At 40.7% G+C, this 20,736-nt stretch carries 10 protein-coding genes; 8 read left to right on the top strand and 2 right to left on the bottom strand.

The window, feature by feature from the left end; all coding sequences use genetic code 11:
* Positions 1–208: 208 nt before the first annotated feature.
* Positions 209–5,878 (top strand): alpha-2-macroglobulin family protein, encoded by a 5,670-nt coding sequence (locus V7K46_RS09675; RefSeq protein WP_335112489.1) that lies wholly within the window; start codon positions 209–211, stop codon positions 5,876–5,878.
* Positions 5,879–6,079: 201 nt separating this feature from the next.
* Here V7K46_RS09675 and V7K46_RS09670 read toward each other — a convergent pair whose 3' ends face one another.
* Positions 6,080–6,943, bottom strand: a complete 864-nt coding sequence (locus V7K46_RS09670) for a response regulator transcription factor (RefSeq protein ID WP_335112487.1) — start codon at positions 6,941–6,943, stop codon at positions 6,080–6,082.
* A 141-nt stretch (positions 6,944–7,084) separates the two neighbouring features.
* Positions 7,085–9,064, bottom strand: a complete 1,980-nt coding sequence (locus V7K46_RS09665) for a scytonemin biosynthesis sensor histidine kinase (RefSeq protein WP_335112485.1) — start codon at positions 9,062–9,064, stop codon at positions 7,085–7,087.
* Positions 9,065–10,868: 1,804 nt separating this feature from the next.
* Between V7K46_RS09665 and scyA the strand changes: the two genes are divergently transcribed.
* The 7 genes from scyA to V7K46_RS09630 all read left to right on the top strand — a co-directional run bounded on the left by scyA (position 10,869) and on the right by V7K46_RS09630 (position 20,722).
* Positions 10,869–12,752 (top strand): scytonemin biosynthesis protein ScyA, encoded by a 1,884-nt coding sequence (gene scyA / locus V7K46_RS09660; RefSeq protein WP_335112483.1) that lies wholly within the window; start codon positions 10,869–10,871, stop codon positions 12,750–12,752.
* A 303-nt stretch (positions 12,753–13,055) separates the two neighbouring features.
* Complete coding sequence (gene scyB, locus V7K46_RS09655; protein WP_335112481.1) at positions 13,056–14,117, top strand: tryptophan dehydrogenase ScyB; 1,062 nt, start codon at positions 13,056–13,058, stop codon at positions 14,115–14,117.
* Positions 14,118–14,142: 25 nt separating this feature from the next.
* The gene (scyC, locus tag V7K46_RS09650; RefSeq protein ID WP_335112479.1) at positions 14,143–15,114 is read left to right on the top strand and encodes a scytonemin biosynthesis cyclase/decarboxylase ScyC; all 972 of its coding nucleotides are present in this window, start codon (positions 14,143–14,145) and stop codon (positions 15,112–15,114) included.
* Between the two features lie 91 nt (positions 15,115–15,205).
* A complete protein-coding gene (locus V7K46_RS09645) occupies positions 15,206–16,486 on the top strand; it encodes a ScyD/ScyE family protein (protein ID WP_335112477.1) in 1,281 nt (426 codons plus the stop codon).
* A 97-nt stretch (positions 16,487–16,583) separates the two neighbouring features.
* Positions 16,584–17,879 carry a ScyD/ScyE family protein gene (locus V7K46_RS09640; protein WP_335112475.1) on the top strand — a complete coding sequence of 432 codons (1,296 nt, stop codon included), beginning with the start codon at positions 16,584–16,586 and terminating at the stop codon, positions 17,877–17,879.
* Positions 17,880–18,035: 156 nt separating this feature from the next.
* Positions 18,036–19,232: a scytonemin biosynthesis PEP-CTERM protein ScyF gene (gene scyF / locus V7K46_RS09635; protein WP_335112473.1), complete on the top strand. Its 1,197-nt coding sequence runs from the start codon at positions 18,036–18,038 to the stop codon at positions 19,230–19,232.
* 200 nt (positions 19,233–19,432) lie between these two features.
* Positions 19,433–20,722, top strand: a complete 1,290-nt coding sequence (locus tag V7K46_RS09630; protein ID WP_335112471.1) for a glycosyltransferase family 4 protein — start codon at positions 19,433–19,435, stop codon at positions 20,720–20,722.
* Positions 20,723–20,736 lie beyond the last annotated feature (14 nt).

The raw sequence follows: 20,736 nt of genomic DNA, 5'->3' as shown, positions 1-20,736 counted from the left end.
AGGGAGTGCGAACTTTTGTTAGCCATAATCTGTGAATTTTTAATTTTGAATTACTAAAAAGATGATTATCAGAGTTCTACTGCGTTTCCATCATAAGATTACCTATCGCGTCCTTGGCGTCTTTAGCGGTTTGTTAAAAAAAATTAGCCGTTCTTCGAGCCGGAAGAGAACAATACAGTTTCTTCTTACTTTTACATTTATACTAGGAATGGCAGGGTGTAATTTTTTTGGTATCAACTCAAGTAAAGAACAACTACCAACAGTTTCCCCACTCACACCGCCGAAATTACCAGACTGGATTGAACAAATTAGTCCCATTGGTGATGCAAAATCTCTTAACCAAATCCGCATCCGTTTTAAAGAAGCTTTAATACCAGTTGAAAGTCTTGATAGCCCAGAACAGCAAAAACTGTTACAAAAATTTGCGCTTTCGCCACCTTTACCCGGTCAATTTCGCTTTTTAACACCGCGGATGGTAGGTTTTCAAGCTGATAAAGCATTGCCAATAGCGACAAGATTTAAAGTCACTCTCAAAGCAGGTTTAGTTGATTTAAAAAATCATCGCTTAGACAAAGATTTACCTTGGACTTTCAATACCGAATCTATCAACCTAACTAATTTACCTGGTGTCAATCCCATTGAGAAGGCTGATGTTGAACCAATTGATTTACAACAAAAGTTACAGTTTACTTCAAATGTAGAATTAGATTTAGCTTCTGTACAAGAACATTTACAGTTAATTCCTGAAGGAAATAATAAAGGTACAGGTTTTAAAGTTGAATTAAACAAAGAAGAAAAACCATTAAAAGAAGAAAATGAAGACCCTTTAGAAAAATTTGACCCTTCAGCACGTAATTGGATTTATAATCTTATTCCACAGCAAAATCTCGAAAAAGCAACCCGTTATCGCCTGGTATTTACTCCAGGAATACGTCCTGCTTATGGCAATCTCCCTACAGAGAAAGAATTTGCCACTAAGTTAGCAACTTATTCGCCTTTGGCATTTCATAAAATTAACTTTTACGGACAGCCAGATGCAGGTGGAACTTTTGGAAGATTTATTAAAGGTAGTCCGCAGCTAGAATTTAATAATGTCTTATTAGCAGATTCAGCTAAAGAAAATATTACCATTAATCCAGCCCCAAAAGACATTTCGAGAATTATACAAATAAATGATGAAGATAAAATTGTCGGCATCAATCCTTATGCGCTAGAACCTGCCAAGAGTTATACAATTACTATGGGTGCTAATCTCAAAGATAAGTTTGGACAAACTTTGGGTAAACCTGTCACAGTTAAATATGATACTGGAGATTTAGCTGGGGATATCTGGGTACCATCAGATTTGAATATTTTCCCCACAGGTAAAGATTTACAGCTAAATATTAGTACGGGAAATCTGCCAGAATCTAAGTACAAAGCAGCTTATCGAGCAGTTAAACCGACAGATTTAGTTTATTTTAATAATAGTAATGATTTATTACCACAACCTGCTGATTGGCAAAGCTTTAAGGTATCGGGTAAGAAAAATCAATCAGTTGACATTGCTGTTCCTCTCCGAGAAAAAATAAGTGCTGCTACAGGAATGTTAGCTTACGGAGTGCAAGCCCGCACTAATAAATATCAGGAGAATGGTAAGGAACTATGGCGTGAACCTACAACTTATGGCTTGGTTGAATTGACGAATTTGGGCGTATTTACTCAGTGGTTTCCTGAGTCAGGCTTAATTCGCGTCAATCATCTTACAGATGGTTCGCCAGTTAAAAATAGCGCTATTGAAATTTATCAATCAAAATTACAGGCAAAATCTCGCCCTGAACCTTTACCTTGTGCAACGGGTAAAACTGATGAAAATGGAACTTTTAGAATTGTTCGTGAAGGATTACAGCAATGTTATTCTGGGAATGAAACCTCTAGTAAATCACCACAATTATTAGTAATTGCCCATGAAAATCAAGATTGGGCATTTGCCAGAACTGAGGAATATAGCGGCGTTTATGGATATGGTATTGATGCAGGTTGGCAAGCTAGTAAGCCAGAATCACGCGGGGTAATCTTCTCAGATAGACAGTTGTATCAACCAGGTGAAAAAGCTTGGTTAACTGGGTTTGCAGACTACTTACAAAATGGCACAATCCAGCAAGATAAAAATGCTGTTTACCAATTAACTTTGGTAAATCCTGATGGACAAAAGACCAATTTAGGTACGCAAACTACAAATGAATTTGGCACGTTTTCTCTAGAGTTGCCAATTAAGACTACTCAGCGCTTAGGCTACCATACAATCCAGGCGAAAGGGAAAAATGGGCAAGAAATTTCTGGAGAATTTCGGGTAGCTGAGTTTAAGCCACCCAACTTTAAAGTCGAACTCAACTTAGATAAAGAATTTGCTCTCATTGACGAGAAAGTTGATATTAATGCTAAAAGTAATTATTTATTTGGTGCGCCTGTAGAAGGTGGAGAAGCAAAATACTTTATTACTCGCCAGCAGGCTAATTTTATCCCTAAAGGGTGGGACGAATTTACTTTTGGTCGGCAATGGTTATGGCCTGAGGAAACTCCTACCATATCTAGTGATGTGTTACAAACTAATGCCCAATTAGATGCTAATGGTACAACCAGCCAAACGCTAACAGTGGCTAAGGATTTACCATATCCGATGACTTACCAGGTGGATGTGCAAGTTGCAGATGTTTCTAATCTGTCTGTAGCGAATTCCAAAACTTTTACAGCCTTACCAAGTAATCGCCTTATCGGGTTAAAAAGCAATTTTATCACTGATGCTGGTAAGGCTTTTCCAATTGAAGTGGTTGTTACTGACCCTACAGGAAAACTGATAACAGGTCAACGGGTGCGTCTGGAATTACAACAGATTAAATACAGTAGCGTCACGCAGTTAGTGGAAGGTAGCCAAACACCAAAAAATCAAGTCGAATATAAGACAGTCGCACAAGCAGAAATTACATCTAGTAGCAGTCCACAATCGGTAAATTTAACAGCAGCCGAATCTGGTTCCTACCGGATTAGAACCAATTTTAATGATGCCAAAAGCGAATTAAGTGCCACAGATTTACAAATTTGGGCAACTGGAGGAAATCCAGTATTTTGGGGTTCTAGAGAACAAGATGCCTTAGAAGTTAAATTAGATAAAAAAGAGTTCAAACCAGGTGAAACTGCTACTGCACTAATTCAATCTCCCTATCCAGATGCAGAATTATATTTTGCTGTAATTAAAGACAAACCTCTTTATCAGCAGATTACCAAAGTTCAGGGAGGCGCACCACAAATTCAGTTTCAAGTTACCCCAGAAATGCTGCCAAATGCAGCCATCGAAGCTGTATTAGTAAGGCAAGGTAAACCTCTCAACCAAGTGGAACCAGGAAGTTTAGATAACTTGGTGAAGATTGGTTTTACACCTTTTAAAGTTAACTTAGAAGATAAGTATTTAAAACTGCAAGTTAAGCCAGTGCAAGCATCATTAGAACCTGGTACAGAGGAAACAGTACAGCTAGAACTGAAGGATAATCAAAGCAATCCCACCAAAGGACAGTTTACAGTTATGGTGGTGAATGAGGCGGTACTACAACTTTCTGGTTATCGTGTACCAGATTTGGTGGATACAGTTTATGCAGAACAGCCAATATCTACCCGCTTTAGCGATAATCGACCAGATGTAATTTTACAACCACAAGATGTAGCTAAACCCAAAGGTTGGGGTTATGGCGGTGGTTTCTCGACTGGTGCAGCGAATACTCGCACTCGCACAGATTTTCAAGCCTTAGCTTACTACAATGGTTCTGTCCTCACCGATACTAATGGTAATGCACAGATAACTTTTAAATTACCGGATGATTTAACTACATGGCGAGTGATGGCTGTCGCCACCGATGGAAATCTCCGTTTCGGGAATGGGGACGCGACGTTTATCACCACAAAGCCACTGCTAACTAATGCCATCTTGCCACAATTTGCCCGTCCAGGCGATCGCATCCTTGCTGGTTTATCCGTGACTAACAACACTGGGAATCCAGGAAATCTCTCAATTAATGGCGAACTTAGCGGTACGGTGAAGTTTGCTGATAAAAACCCCACAACTACTGCTTTGCAAACCAAAGCTGAATCTGCAACTCATGCTTATCGCTTTCCGATGGTGGCGGATAGTGTGGGAGTTGGTAAAGTTCACTTTACCACTCAACTAAATGGTACAGCCGCAGATGCTTTTGAAGTACCTTTGGAAATTAAGCCAATTGAAATTACAGAACAAGTCGTTGAAACTAGTGTAACTGAAAAACAAGTGAAGATTCCTCTGAATGTTGATAAAAATACCTTCCCTGATGCGGGAGGTTTAGATATTCAGTTGGCGAGTACTTTGATACCGGAAATTAAAGCACCAGCAAAGCAGGTTTTAGAAGATGATGATTTGCCGTTTACAGAACCTGCTGCAAGTCAGTTAATAATTGCTGCTAATCTGCAAAATCTTACACAAAAATATGGTCAGACCTTTACAGAATTTAATCCTAGCCAACAGGCGAATCAAGCAATTGAAAAATTACAAAAACTCCAAATAGCAGATGGTGGTTTTGCTGCTTTCCCTGGACAAGAAAAATCCGACCCTTGGGTTTCTTCATATGTGGGTGAATCTTTGGCTACCAGTCAGGTGTTCCCTAATTTAGTCGATTCTGCAATGCTATCTCGCCTCAAAACTTATCTGCAAAAAGTTCTGGCGAATCCTGGTGAATACGAATTTTGTAAACAGTTACTATGTAAAAGGCAACTGCAACTTAATGGTTTAATCGCTTTAGCAGAATTAGGAGAAAAACGCAATACTTTTCTCGGAGATATTTATGAACAGCGCAATAATTTTGATGTAGTAACTCAAATTAAACTAGCACGATACTTATCTCAATTCCCAGAATGGCAAGACGAATCTCAACAACTGGTGAACAAGTTACAACAGAATATATATGAAACTGGTAGCACAGCAGTTGTAAGTTTACCAGCTAGTTGGGGATGGATGAGTTCATCTACCACGACGCAAGCACAAGCTTTACGCTTATTTATTGCCAAGCAGAGTAAAGCCGAAGTTATAGATAAGTTATTCCAAAGTCTTCTCGCATTGCGACGGAATGGCACATGGCAAACTAACTATAATAATGCCCAAGCATTAACAGCTTTGGTAGAATATAGCCAACTGCAACCCACACCGCCTAATTTTGTTGCCACAGTGGAATTAGCTGGTAATAAGTTAGGAGAAAATCGCTTTGAAGGTTACAAAAATCCTAGCTTACAGCTAAATGTGCCGATGAATCAATTACCTCGTGGTCGTAATGATTTAACACTGCAAAAATCAGGTAATGGGACTTTGCACTATCTAGTTGCTTATAATTATCGCTTGCAAGGAAATCAACCAGGTAGGTTTAACGGCTTACGCATAACACGGGAAATTAGTCAAGTAAATAAAGAGAAAGTTTTGCAAAAAACAGGTCTTTACGCTTTCGATAAACCGTTAAATTTAGCCTCTGGACAGGTGTTTGATATTGGTTTAGAAATCATCGCTGATCATCCTGTGGATCATGTGGTGATTAAAGATCCGTTACCATCAGGTTTTGAGGCGGTGGATGCGAGTTTTCAAACTACCACGGCTGCATTACAAGCAAAAGCCGATAACTGGGAACTTGGCTTTAGAAATATCTACCGCGATCGCATTATCGCCTACGCCGACCACTTGGAACCAGGAGTTTATAGCCTGCATTACTTAGTCCGTTCTGTTACTCCTGGTACGTTTTCTTGGCCTGGTGCAGAAGTTCACTTGCAATATGCACCAGAAGAATTTGGGCGTACAGCTGAGTCTACATTAATATTGGAGGATGGGAAGTAATTATTTATGCCATCTTTGGCTACAACAACAGAAAAAGATTTGGAAACAGACCAAAACTTTCAAGGGAAAGTTCTTGACTTGTAACCAAACATCTTCTACTGGGTTTTGTTCGACTGCATTGGGTACAAATCGAATACAAGTAATTTGCTACTCTGCTTTGGAACTTGCACGATCGTTAACAGATGTCAAAAACTTTTTGGTTTAGTGAGGATGTTCTTTGCGCCAAGCCTGGGGAGGTAAACCGTGATGTTGGCGAAACTGGCGGGAGAAATGAGACACATCCTGATAGCCCAATGCTTTCGCTATCTTCTCGACTGTTTGATTACTATTTTGGAGTAAAAAACGAGCTCCCGCCATCCGGCGTTTGACAATCCAGCAGTTTACAGTCTCTCCTGTCTGCTTTGCTACTCGGTTAGTTAAGTAAGCAGAAGAGTAACCAACAGCAAGAGCCACATCACACAAAGTAATTCCTTGATGATAATGGGCTTCAATAAAGTCGAAAACTTCTTTTAATTCAGGAATGCAGGGAAAGATTGACTTCTGAGGGATCATGGCTTCTCTACCAGAGGCTTCTCTACGAGAGGCTTCGCCAACGCCAACACCTCCAGCGAGCAATATAGTATTATCTTCAAATACTGATTTTGGAGCTTTCTCGAATTGAATATTGCACCAGTATTGGAAAGTAGCTTGCTTTTGCAAGCGAGTAGTGATCGCTCTGAGCAATTCGTCTAGTGTAGAGGGTTTGCTAAGATAGTCGTCTGCTCCCAATTCCATAGCTTTGCGAACATCAGCTCTGGTACTACTGCCAGTCAAAAAAATGAAAGGAATAATTGCTGTAAGAGGATCTTGGCGTAGCGTAGTTAAAACGCTATAACCATCCATATCAGGCATCGTAATATCGCAAATCACTAAGTCGGGTATGCGCTTTTGTGCTTGCTGGATACCAGCAAGACCGTTGTCAGCACTTATCGTATCAAAACCTTTAGCCTCAAGACCCTTTAAATAAAGATTGCGGGTAACGTTATCATCTTCAATGACGAGAATTTTATTTGACGATTCGGGCATGATTTTCTATTACTAGAACTTTTTGCAGAAGCTGCTTACTAGACTCTTTGGGAAATATGTAAATAGGCATGAGAACAATTACTTTGTTCCCAGATTTATAACTGTTAAGTTATTAATTAACAACTATCTTCATTTCAACATTCATAACTCGAAACTAGTAAACTCTGACTTGATTAATGGGAACATCACAGTAAACGTAGTGCCCACACTTATTTGACTTTCTACAGAGACTTGACCCTGATGTAAATCTACAAGAGTTTTAAGAATCGATAGTCCTAGTCCAGTACCAGGTATATGATCAATATTACTACCACGGTAAAATGGCTCAAATATTCGTTGTTGATCTGCTACTGAAATACCGATTCCCATATCTTTTACCTGGAAAATTAATTTTTTATTTTTGCAATAGAGTTTCAACTCAATTGCCATGTTGGAGGGGGAATATTTTATTGCATTGTCGAGCAAATTCTTCAATATAGGCTCTAACAATTTTTTATCTATACAGGCTGTTAGTGACTTATCTGCACTTACAAAATCAATCGGATTTTGGCTAAGACTCATCTGCATTTGTGCAATTAAATCATTACAAAACTGAACTAACTCAAGCGGTTTTGGCTGAAAGTTTATTTTTGCTGATTCTGCCTTAGAGAAAAACAAAATATCATCCAACATCTGGCCGAGTTGTTCAGTAGCTTTTTGAATGTGATCGAGTAATGGTTGTATTTTCTTTTGTGTGCGTTTGTCTACTTCTTCCTTTAATAAGCTATTAGAAAATGAAACAATATTCAGTGGAGTCCGGAATTGATGGCAAACCATAGAAAGAAAACGCGCTCTAAGTTCGCTAAGTTGTTTTGCTTGTTCTAAAGCTTGGTTAAGACCTAATTCTGCATATTTGTAATCGGTAATATCGATGCCTGCAATCAGTTCAACTGGGTTTCCTCCAAAATCCAACACTCCATCCAGCATGGCAACCGCACAGGCTAGCCAGCGCTCCGTGCCGTTTTTGGTCAAAATATTTATCTCCTGGTATTCAAAGTTAGATGCTTCACTCTGGTTGCGTACTTGCCTACGTTTTTTGCTTTTAATTAGTCGGCGCAGTTCAAAGCCTGTTAGCAGTTCCTCTTTTGTGTAACCAGTGAGTTTCTCCACTGCGGGATTTATGTAGCAAAGTTGCGTACCTTGAATCAGAAAAGTGCTGGCATCTGTCGTTTCTGCTAAAGTCTGAAATCTAGCTGCGTTCAGCCGTAATGCTTCTTCAGTCTGTTTCGATTTAGTAATGTCCCAAATACTCCACACTCTACCAATAATTTTGTCCTCCAACAAGTGAGGTTTAGAGTAGTGGGCAAAGACTCTCCCATCTTTCAACTCCAGAATGTCGTAGCTCTCAAAATCAGATTGGCTAGATACTTCCCAAATAAACCGATTAAAGGCTTGTGGGTCTTTAAGTTTGTTCTCAAAAAAGGTTTTAGATTGAGGACATTTCTTGGATAGTATTAGGGACTCCGGGATTTGCCACATCTCCACAAATTTCTGATTCAAGCTTAGAATATCTCCCTCAAAGTTAACTGCAACAATACCAATGGCAGTAGATTCCAGAGTAGAACGAAGTAAAGATAGGGATGTTTCTAGTTCTACTTCTTTTGCCTTGAGTTGAGAAAATTCCTGTTGCAAATTGTCTTTGGCATCCCTTAATTCATCAGTCCACTTTTGCACGCTCAGTTCTACTATTTCATCGGTTTTCTCACGAGCAAAGGCACAGCCAAATTCCATAGCTTGGTCTTTTACATAGCTAATGGATATTTCTACCAGAAAGATCCGACCTCTTTTTGTCCTGTAGCGAGATTTAAAGGTAAGGGAACCCTGTGAAATAATATCTGACCAATTGTGTAGAGAAAAGTCTACATCTATATCATGCAGCCTCATGGATAGTAATTCCTCACGGGAATACTCAGTCATCAGGCAAGTGGCATCGTTGACATAAAGAAATTGCGCGTTTGCTCCTAAACAGAAGGCAGCATCTACAGTTTGATTTATCAGCAAGTGAGCAAACTTCATCTCCACTTCTGGTTGTAGCGCCCATTGATTGTTTGATCTAGCTAGTGTATATTCGCCAGAATTCATATTCTTACTTCCTCCTGGTAATGAATCAGCACCATACCCATTAATGAGTTAACAGCCATAACTTACTAAAATCTTTGGTACACTCTTCAGCTGTTAAAAAATAAAATCCCTTGTTACCTTACTATATGAAAAAATATTAAATGTGTTAACAAAAATTATTATATCAGAAAAATGTAAATTATTGAACCAAATTTAAAAAAAACTGAATGTTTAAAAAAATTTACTATCGACTTAAACAGCTTTTTATAGCAACACAAAATATAGACAAATCAAATCCAGATTAGTCAATAAACCTTACTAGATAAGAGTTCAAAACTCTTAATCTATAAGTAGAAAATATATTTGAAATTTAAAGTAGTACAACATGGCGCAAATAAACATACCATTTCAAATGGCGCAAGAGCTTGAAATACAATTATCCCTGACTTCCGCCTTGCGGTACTAGCCCTGCACCAGAACTAACTAACCCCAATCTAAAATTACTGGGTTTCCACTGGGAAAAGTTAAAGAATAAAAATTTTTATTCTTTAACTTTTCCCTCGCTAAGGACTTTAGCGAACTACAAGTACACTGTGGCGGAAGTTTGCCTACCTTTAACTAATTACTTGAGTATAGGAAATGAAATTCATGAATTTCCCCTATTTCTCTGGTTAATTGGGATGGTAGCTGGATTTATACTGTGCGGTACTAATGTAGAGTCATTTGATTTTCAATATAAACGCGATGTGCAGTGCTGGGCCTGACTTACAATGAACAAATTTCACTCATCAAGTTATTTGCTTAATTTATCTTAACTTTCTTTCTAATGTATCTAACTATAGCAGGATATGCTTAATCATCTGTCCTAAGAAGTACAATTTTGTCGTAAAAATACGTATACTTATAGGTATAATATAGCGTTTATTTATGAGAAAATAAACACTTTATCTTATACTAAGTATATAATACTGGATTTTATGTCATATAAAACATATTTTAGAAAATAATTACGTACTGAATGCTTAGTCATCTCTCAAAGAAAATATAAGAAGTTAAGAAACTATGTCTTTATCGTTACAAATAATTGACCCAAAGAGTTTTTGGTAGCAATATAAAGACCGCTAAATTGGCTCATGCTTTAATTCGGATGAAAAGTTGTGTGAGTCCTAAAGCAAAAGAATTGACAACCAGATCAAAAAATTTTCTATTGTAAATTTGGTAATGTGCAATTTTTCGATCGCAGAGGATCATTTTTTGAGAATAACTAAGTTGGAAATGTCGTAATCACGATAAAAGCGAAAGAATTGACACCCTCATCAAAAGATTTTTTATTGCAAATAGGTTTTTAATCATAGTAATTATCACAAATTAAAAACCTCCCAAGGCGCTTAAATAAATAGGTTGGTGCAATTAAAGGTAACAATGTAAAGCTTTGTAAATATTATGAGATGTGCTTGAATTATAGCTTAGTTGCTCGTTTACATACCTTTATATGGTTTTATTTTTCCCTGCCAACCTACTTAAGCACTGTTCTCATCATAATGACAGCGAAAAATTTGACACCTTTGATCAAAAGATTTTTGATTGCACAACAGTCTTTATCTCCTTTATTCTGATAACAAGAAGCACACTATTGCTGTCTGCTTTTCAAGAATTTTTGGTGGTGCGCTCACAAGCATCAATCAGCAGCAATCAACGTTTTCTACAATCAACCAAGCTAGATCATAGCTGTAAAAGCAACAGAGTTGTTTGTATTAAATATTGCTCTCGCTGTGATTGTAAACTAAAAAGCCTTTATGTAACTTTCTGTAATTATGTGAAACCAATGAGTAAAAACTATACTGGTTCAAACTCTCCTCTAATCACTACTGAGCCATACAAAGAAATTCCATCAAACATCTATGTAGAGTCTGTGTCTGAAATTTCGCATCAGCTTGATGAATCAGAGAATAACGGGGGAATTCAGCCTTTTTTACCCAACGAAACAGCCCCAACGCTCTCAGTTGCCGATGCGATCGCTCAGATGTTGGAAAATTTGGGAGTAAGCTACGCTTTTGGTGTTGCAGGTGGTGCAATGGCAAGCCTTTGGGGTGCGCTGTCAAATAGTACCATAGAAGTGTTGAACTTCCGTCATGAAGCAGGAGCAGCATTTGCAGCGACCGAAGCATACTTCGCCAATAATCGCCCTACTGTAGTTTTTACCACAGCAGGGCCGGGGATCACCAACGCCCTTACCGGATTGTTTGCGGCTCGTGGTGAAGGTGCAAAGGTGATTTTGCTGTCGGCTTGCACCTCAGCACCGCAGCGTGGACGTTGGGCAATTCAAGAAACTAGCACTTACACCTTGCCCAATGGGGGAATTTTTACCCCAGGAGCGCTATTCAACTATGCAATCACTATTGAATCTGCGGCTCAACTCCCTCAGATTTTTCGCAAACTTGCTTTAGCTTTGGCGCAACCGGGCGGATTTGTCGCCCATTTGAGCATTCCCACCGCTGTGCAGACAAGTTTAGTTGAGGATATAGCTTTACCCCAACTAAATGTTTCTTCGTTTCCGATGACTGCTTCAAAAGAAGCGATCGCTAAATCTGTAGAGTTATTATCTGCTGGTCCCTTTGCCATCTGGATTGGTTTCGGTGCGCGTGATGCAGCAGACGAAATCCGCCAACTCGCAGAAAAAACCGGAGCAGCCGTGATGTGCTCACCCCGTGGTAAAGGTATCTTTCCCGAAGATCATCCCCAGTTTGTGGGTGTTACAGGTTTAGGGGGTCATGCTTCCGTCTTGACTTATATGGAACAGCAACCTCCACTACGCACACTCGTATTAGGAACCCGCCTTGGTGAACCGACTTCCTTCTGGAGTTCGGCGCTAGTTCCAAAAGAAGGTTTTGTTCATGTAGATATTGACCCAGAAGTGCCAGGTGTAGCTTATCCACACGTTGAAACTTTCGGAGTTCGGTCTGAGATCAAAGCCTTTGTGCAAGAATTGTTGCAGCAGTTGCCAGATGCTCCTCGTTCCCCAATGTCGCTACCTCATCAAGAACGCAAAACAATTGAACCTGTTCTAGATGTAGATTATCCAGTGCGGCCAGAAGTATTGATGGCAGCAATTCAAAAACTCATTGTTGAGGGTAGCGATGCGGTAGTAATGGCAGAGTGCGGTAACTCGTTTACTTGGTCAACGCATCTACTGCAATTTGCCCAAGCCAATCGTTACCGAGTCAGCACTGGAGTTGGAGCAATGGGTCACGCTGTCACAGGAGTGTTGGGTGCAGCGCTGGCGAACAATGGTAAGGCTGTAGGGATTGTCGGCGATGGAGCAATGCTGATGAATAACGAAATCAGCACAGCCGTGAAATACAAAATTCCCGCAATCTGGATTGTACTCAACGATGCGCGTTACAACATGTGTCATCAAGGGATGAAAGTCTTGGGATTAAAGGGTGCAGACGCAACAATTCCACCAACAAACTTCGCCATGATTGCTCGTGGTATGGGAGCAGAAGCGATTGTAGTAGTTAGAGAGTCAGATATCGAAGCCGCATTAGAACAAGCGATCGCTTCAACAGTTCCTTTTCTGATTGATGTAGTGATTGACGCTGATCGACCAGCACCCTCTGGTGGACGTAATAAAAGTTTGGCAGCCCAAGGAATTAAATCAACTTCCGCGAAAAATGCAGCCAAGCAAGTTTCATTTCCAATGATTTGATTTTAAAAGCTTGCGATCTCATTCAATTCTTATAGACACTAAGACACTCCAAGAAGGCTGAATTTACAACGCAGTTTGGATTAGTCCATTTATTAAAACATAAAGGATGAATTTAGAAGCGGCAAAAACTTTATTCCAGGCAACAACTACGCCCCAAAAGCTGGAATGTTTTATTTTTGAAGATTACTCTTTTCTAACTTCATCTTATCTTAATATTCCAGAGTGTTTTTGTGTCTATATCTTTACATTTCGTAATGGTCATTACTTTCTCTAAACAATTCCAACCAATATCGAGAGGTGAAAATGCTGCTATTTGAAACTGTTAGAGAAATGGGTCACGAACAAGTTCTTTTTTGTCATGGTAAAAATCCCGAAATTAAGGCAATAATCGCCATTCATGATACGAGCTTGGGCCCTGCAATGGGAGCTACAAGACTTATGCCTTATGTCAACGAAGAAGCTGCTTTAAAAGATGCACTGCGTCTGAGTCGGGGAATGACATATAAAGCAGCCTGTGCGAACATTCCGGCTGGTGGCGGCAAAGCAGTAATTATCGCTAATCCTGAAAATAAAACAGACGATCTGTTGAGAGCTTACGGACGTTTTGTTAATAGCCTAAATGGACGTTTTATTACCGGACAAGATGTCAATATTACTCCTGACGATGTGCGGACAATTAGTCAAGAAACAAAATATGTTGTTGGCGTATCAGAAAAGTCTGGTGGACCTGCTCCCATAACATCACTAGGAGTTTTTCTCGGAATTCAAGCTGCTGTGGAGTCTCGTTGGCAGAGCAAAAGACTTGATGGCATGAAAGTTGCAGTTCAAGGCTTAGGAAATGTAGGTAAAAATCTCTGCCGACACTTACATGAGCATGATGTCAAGCTTTTTGTTAGCGATGTAGATCCAGCCAAAGCAGAAGAGGTAAAACGGCTTTTTGGCGCAACTATTGTAGAACCAACCGAAATTTACGCTCTTGATGTAGATATATTTGCTCCTTGTGCTTTAGGAGGAATTCTGAATAGTCATACAATTCCTTTTCTACAAGCTTCCATTATTGCTGGTGCAGCTAATAATCAATTGGAAAATGAGCAACTACATAGTCAAATGCTTGCCAGAAAAGGGATTCTTTACAGCCCCGATTATGTAATTAATGCCGGAGGGCTAATCAATGTTTACAACGAAATGATTGGTTATGACGAAGAAAAAGCTTTCAAGCAAGTGCATAACATTTATGACACGCTATTAGCAATTTTTAATATTGCTAAACAGCAGGGAGTGACTACCAACGATGCTGCCAAACGATTAGCAGAAGACCGCATTCAAGGCAGTAAGCGAAACAAGATTAAGGCGCTCGTAGCTTAATTGTTATTATCTTAAGGAGTGAGAAGTGGAAAAAAATACCTTTGCAACATCAGCTTACATTGCTACTTCACCAAAAAACGCCTTTGACTACCTTTGTAGTTTAAAGAACTTGGATGAATGGACGCTTTATAGCCGGATGAAAGAGCAAATTGATGAAGATACCTGGCTGGGAACTGCATCTGGTTATCACAAAAATCTCTATTATCACGTTAAAAAACTAGAAAACCCACTTTTCTACGGCATTGAGTGGCACTGCGGGTTAGAGTATCAGAAATACTTTCAGGTTTACCCTGTTTTGCTGTTTCCTACAGACTACATTGAGCCTGGGACAGATGAAAAAGGTGTGTATTTTCACTGGTTGAGTTTTGTTGATCCAAAACGGCAGACTCAGATGATTATGCAGGGAATTCACACAGTACACACTTCCGAGTGTCGGTCTTTAAAAGGTAATTTGGAACGCAAGACTGGTCTTACCGCAGCAGCCAAAGGAAGCCACTTTATCAATACTGACACCATCTATGTTGATGCTCCAATTGAAATCGGCATTGAATACTTAAAAGACTTACAAAACATAGATGAGTGGGCGCATCTACTGCGACCAAATGGTGAGATTAATCTTGAATCAGGTGAATTCAAGGATGAATATGACCAGAAAGTAAAAGTTTCTGTGCGAGTTCATAGTTTGAGTAAATACTACTTGATCGAACAAGAACACTTTTATCCAGACTACGAATATTATCAGCGTTCTGTAGCGCTACTCATCCCAACCGCCTATGCTTTCGCTGATCCCGAAGCTTCTGGTTTTATCCTACATCGGATCACATTCTGGAAAACAGATGGAACTGTTAGCCACGGCAAACTTCAAATTGAAGATTTTGGCGCTGAGAGCATGAACATCAAACGTTTACTCGAAGCCAAAGCTGGCAATCTCAAATCATTTGATAGGGGAATGAGCTATCTGCCAAAAATTCAAGAATCACTAATTACTAATTACTAATTAAAACCTCTGCGCTTCCCTCAGCGTTCCTCTGCGTTTAAAATTCACCCCTGAATTCTCCACGATTTTACCCAAAGCTGTATTGCGACACATGAAACTGAAACCACTTACTATTACTTTTCTCACTTTTTGTGTTGCCACTTTTTCTGGAATGAAAGCTGCCTCAGCTGCATCATTTTCGGTAATCGCCGATGGTCTATATAATGCCGGAGGTCTGAGCTTTAGTCCTGATGGTAATCTCTATGTTACAGAGGCGGGAATAGGGGGAAGTGGAGCTTGTGTTCCACCACCAAGTGGTCAAGGCGGTTCTTTATGTTATGGCAGAAGTGGTGCAGTTACCAAAATTGAGAATGGTAAGACAGAGCGGATACTTACAGGACTCCCTTCGTTAGCATTACCAGATGGTAGTGGAGGTGCTGGTCCTCGTGACATCAAATTTGATGCTACAGGTAAACCTTATGTTCTGATTGGGTATGGGGCTAATCCAGCCTTTCGCGATCGCAATTTAGGTAACACTGACCTTGGTAAAATCATCGCTCCCGATTTTAATACCAATTCCTGGACGACTATTGCTGATTTAGCTAACTATGAACTCGCTAACAATCCCGATGGTGGTGATGTCGATAGCAATCCCTTGGGTTTGGTAATCGATGGCAATAAGTTGGTTGCATCAGATGCAGGTGCAAATGACTTACTCAGTGTGAATATTGATGGTAGTAATTTGCAAGCTATTACTACATTTCCTCAAGACATATTGAGTAATCCTGTCTTTCCACCTGAGGGTACCCCATCCAATGAACCGGCACAAGTGCCATCTCAAGGTGAAGCGGTGCGATCGCAGTTTGCAACTCAACCAGTCCCCTCAAGTGTGGCAAAAGGGCCTGATGGTGCTTATTATGTCAGCCAATTTACTGGTTTTCCCTTCCCTGAAGGTGGGGCAAAAATCTATCGAGTTGGTGCTGATGGAACATCAACAGTCTTTGCAGATGGTTTTACCCAACTTACAGACTTGGAATTTGATCCTGCGGGCAATTTATATGCTTTGCAGTACGCCAATCAGTCAGCCTGGAAGGGTAATTTTGATGGTTCTGTAATCAAAATAGCTACTGATGGGACACGCACAACTCTTCTGAGTGGCAATGGATTAGAGTCGCCTAGCGCCCTGACTATTGGTGCTGATGGTGCAGTATACGTTACCAACCGAGGCGATCGCCCAGGACTTGGACAAGTTCTCAGAATTGAAAATACCAAATCTGTCCCTGAACCTGATTCTGCTTTAGGTGTGTTAGCGATCGCTGCCTTTGGCGTTGGTTGCTTGCACAAAAAGAGAGCCACTAAACCTTCCATACATAGAGCCGTGGCGCTCAAGTAAAGAGTTTCAAACCAATCCTGCGTTCCTCAAAGACTGCGATTCGTTGTCTTTAAAACCATAAAAGTTTCCACTTACTTAACTCTCAATCTCCAAAGGTATGAAACTCAAATCATTTACTCTTACACTTTTGACCCTTTGTATTGCTGGCGTTTCTGTACCAAAAGCAGCCGAAGCTGCAAGCCTAACGGTAGTTACTGATGGTCTTAGTAACCCACGCGGAATGGACTTTGATTCTAGCGGCAATCTTTATGTTACAGAAAGCGGTTCTGGGGGTGATGGAAAAGACGGAAGATGCATTGCATCACCTAGCGCAGGGTATATTCCTTTATGTGCAGGTCAGAATGGCTCCCTGATCAAAATTGCTAAAGACGGTACAAAAACAAATATAATTTCCGATCTGACTTCTTTAGCATTATCGCCCTCTGGGGAACAAGCAGCCGGGCCTGCCGACATCAAATTTGATTCTCTAGGTAACGCTTATCTTTTGACGGGTCTAGCAGGCGATCCAACCAATCGTGATACCGTTTTAAAATCGCCTGACCTCGGAAAATTATACAAAGTAGACTTAAAAACTGGTGGGTTGACAACTCTTGCCGATTTTGCAAAATACGAAACTGCATTTAATCCTGATGGTACTGATTTGATTTCCAACCCCTATGCTTTGGCAATTAAAGGTGAGACTGGTTACGTAGTTGATGGTGGTGGAAACTCTATATATAGTGTGGCACTCGATGGCAGTGGTATTAAGAACGTAGCCGCAGTTCCTAAGAAAACGATAGATAAGAAACTTGAATTTCCTAAGCTTCCCCCAGGTGTAGATCCAACAAAGCTTCCTGTAACACAGCAATCAGTACCTACAGGTATCACAGTTGCTCCAGATGGCAGTTTAACAGTCAGCGAATACACTTACTTTCCCTATCCAGAGAAAGAAGCACGTATCTTTAGCTTTGACCCCAATACCTTGCAATCAAAAGTTATCGCCGATGGCTTTACACAGCTGACTGGCGTAACATACGACCCTGAGGGCAATTTGTACGCCTTGCAACACATCAATCATTCCGAATGGAAAGAAATTCAACAGGGCGGTATTATCACTGGTGATATTAGTGGTTCTGTGATCAAAATAGGCACTGATGGTACTCGTGAAACGATTTGGAGTGGTGATGGACTAGAAGCTGGTTCTGGCATCACTTATGGCCCTGATGGTGATTTATATATTGCAAACCGAGCCAGACTCGCAGGAACAGGACAAGTTATCAAGATTGATCCTAGAGTAACCAAAGTTCCCGAACCCACCTCTTCAATAGGTCTGATAGTTGCTAGTGCTTTAGGTGCAACTTCAATGCTGAAGCGCAAACGTAGCAAAGAATTAGCCAAAGTAGAGACTGTCTAATTCCGAGTAAATTCTACAAAATAGGCTGCTGCCTCATACAGAAAGTTGCATTTCAAACAAGAGGCAGCAGCCTAAATTACCGGGTTCCCAAATTGGGACTGGGAACAAAATTAATCTAGGAAAGAGTATAACTCATACAACCAGGACTTCAAACTCATGGGTTTAGTCAAAAATTTGTCAATCGGCATTCTCGGTACTGGATTCTTGGTGTTGGCAACAGCAGCCCAAGCCAAGGCTGTAACATTAACTTACGACAGAAGTATCGGCGAACCTGGCTTCGGTCCTGGGCAACTGTTTGTTCCCCAAGGCATAGCGGTGGATAGCCAAGGGAATACCCTTATATCTAACGGACGCGGTGTTAACCCGGATGGTACTCCTAACTACAACGTCGGTAACAAAATTGAAAAATTTAGTCCAAGCGGTCAGTATATTGGAGCAATTGGCTCCGGCGGCACAGGGCCCGGACAGTTTGACGAGCCAACAACTGTAGACTTTAATCCCGTAACAGGGGATTTGTATGCAGGTGATGTTTACAACAACCGCATCAATCAATTCGATTCTCAGGGTAAATTTATTAGATCCTTTGCAAATGGAGATTTTACCGGTCTCATACCAGGTAGGATTTTCTTTGGACCATCTGGTGTGACATTTGACAAAGCTGGTAACGTTTACGCAGGTGATTTTAACGGCGAAAGGATCTTTAAATTCACACCTGACGGAAAGCAAATTGGTGTCATTGGTGGCAATGTCGGCACTGGACTTGGAGAAACTCAAGGTGTAGCAGGTATAAGAATTTCCCCAGTCAGTGGAAATATCTTTGTAGCTGACCAGTATAACAACCGCGTTAAAGTACTCGATCCAAATGGAAAACCTCTGTACACATTTGGTTCAGCAGGTAGCGGACCTGGACAGCTTCTTCAGCCAATTGGCATCGAAGTGGACGACCAAGAGAATGTTTATGTAGCTGATTCTATCAACAGCCGCGTTCAGGTATTTGATAAAAACGGTACGTTCCTGACTTCCTACGGTCAACCAGCCCTAGATGCATCAGGCAACCCAGTCCCGCCTCCAGCATTAACTGGTCCTCCTTTTGGCAATCCCCTCGACCTCACTCCAGGCAAATTTAACTGGACGGGTGGTACAGCCCTCAAAGATGGCAAGCTTTATGTGGGCGATTTCTTCCAAGGTCGCGTCCAAGTGTTAAATGTAGAGGGCACAACTCAAGTACCTGAATCTAGTTCAATATTGGGTTTAGCATTACTTGGATTTGGGGCTGCTACCGTTACATTGAAGAAACGTGGGCAACAAAAAACAGTCTTCGGTTTAGAGAAGGAACTGCAAAAACAGTGCTGAGTTTTGATGCTTGAGTAACAGTTTCGTAGGGTGGGTTAGCCAAGGGTATAACCCACCATCTCAAGAATTTTGGTGCGTTACGCTTCGCGGTAACACACCCTACTGGCTCCCCTAAGAAATTTTCAAAACAAGGGAGATAAAAACTGGGTTAACACAACAAAGCCAACATTATCAAGGTGCTTCCAGGACATTAACAGCTCATGCAGATTCTGATTTATTCATATAACTATCATCCAGAACCAATTGGTATTGCACCTTTGATGACTGAACTAGCAGAAGGGCTAGTGAAGCGAGGGCACCAAGTACGGGTAATCACAGGTATGCCTAACTATCCTCAGCGTCAGATTTACGATGGGTATCAGGGTAAGTTATACGTTACTGAACAGAAAAATGGTGTCAATATTCAGCGTAGTTACCTGCGGATTAAGTCTAAACCCAACCTTATAGATCGGCTACTCCTAGAGTTGAGCTTTGTCTTTACGAGTTTGCCACAAGCGCTCAAGGGCGAACGACCTGATGTAATTCTCTTAACAGTACCGCCACTATTAGTTTGCTTACCTGCAACCTTAATAGGTTGGTTATACAATTGCCCAGTAGTGTTGAATGTGCAAGATATCCTCCCAGAAGCTGCCGTGCGTGTTGGGTTAATTAAAAATAAGTTGATGATTCTCGCTCTAGAAGCGCTAGAAAAATTTGCCTACCGAACTGCACATACCGTTAGCGTGATTGCCGATGGCTTTGTAGATAATTTAATAAATAAAGGTGTACCTGCTAATAAAATTGCCTGCATTCCCAATTGGGTGAATCTAAATTTTATCCGCCCTTTACCGAAGGAGAAAAATTCTTGGAGAGCTACCCATCAACTCGATGGTAAATTTGTAGTGCTTTACTCAGGTAATATTGCTCTGACGCAAGGTTTGGAAACAGTAATAGAAGCAGCATCTCACTTGCGTCATCAAAAAGAAATTGTCTTTGTCATAGCTGGGGAATCCCAAGCTCTCGAAAGGTTGCAAAAACATTGTCTTGCTTGTGGAGCAGATAACGTTTTGCTTTTACCATTGCAACCGCGAGAAAAACTACCACAAATGTTAGCAGCAACAGACGTCGGGTTGATTGTGCAAAAGCGCAATGTGATTTCCTTCAATATGCCTTCTAAAATACCACTGCTGTTAGCCAGTGGTCGCCCAATTGTGGCTTCAGTTCCCGCCACTGGGACTGCTGCCAAAGCTATCCGAGAAAGTGACGGTGGCATTATCGTTGAGCCAGAGTCAGCAGATGCTTTGGCTGCGGCGGTATTGGATTTATATAATCAGCCGGAATTAGCAGCGCAATTAGGGCGTAGAGGAAGAAAGTTTGCGGTAGAAAACTATTCCTTTGAGCAAGCATTAGATCGGTATGAAGAGTTATTTTCTGATGTGATTGCCAAAGGAGCAACAACTTTGGATATCTTGCCCGAAATGAGTTCTAAAGAATCACTTGTTGATATTTGAAAATTGGGGACAGC

This window comes from Nostoc sp. (assembly GCF_036917395.1).
Classification (GTDB): Bacteria; Cyanobacteriota; Cyanobacteriia; order Cyanobacteriales; family Nostocaceae; genus Nostoc.
Note: the sequence above shows the minus strand (reverse complement) of the source record. Positions and strands in the feature narration are given on the sequence as shown.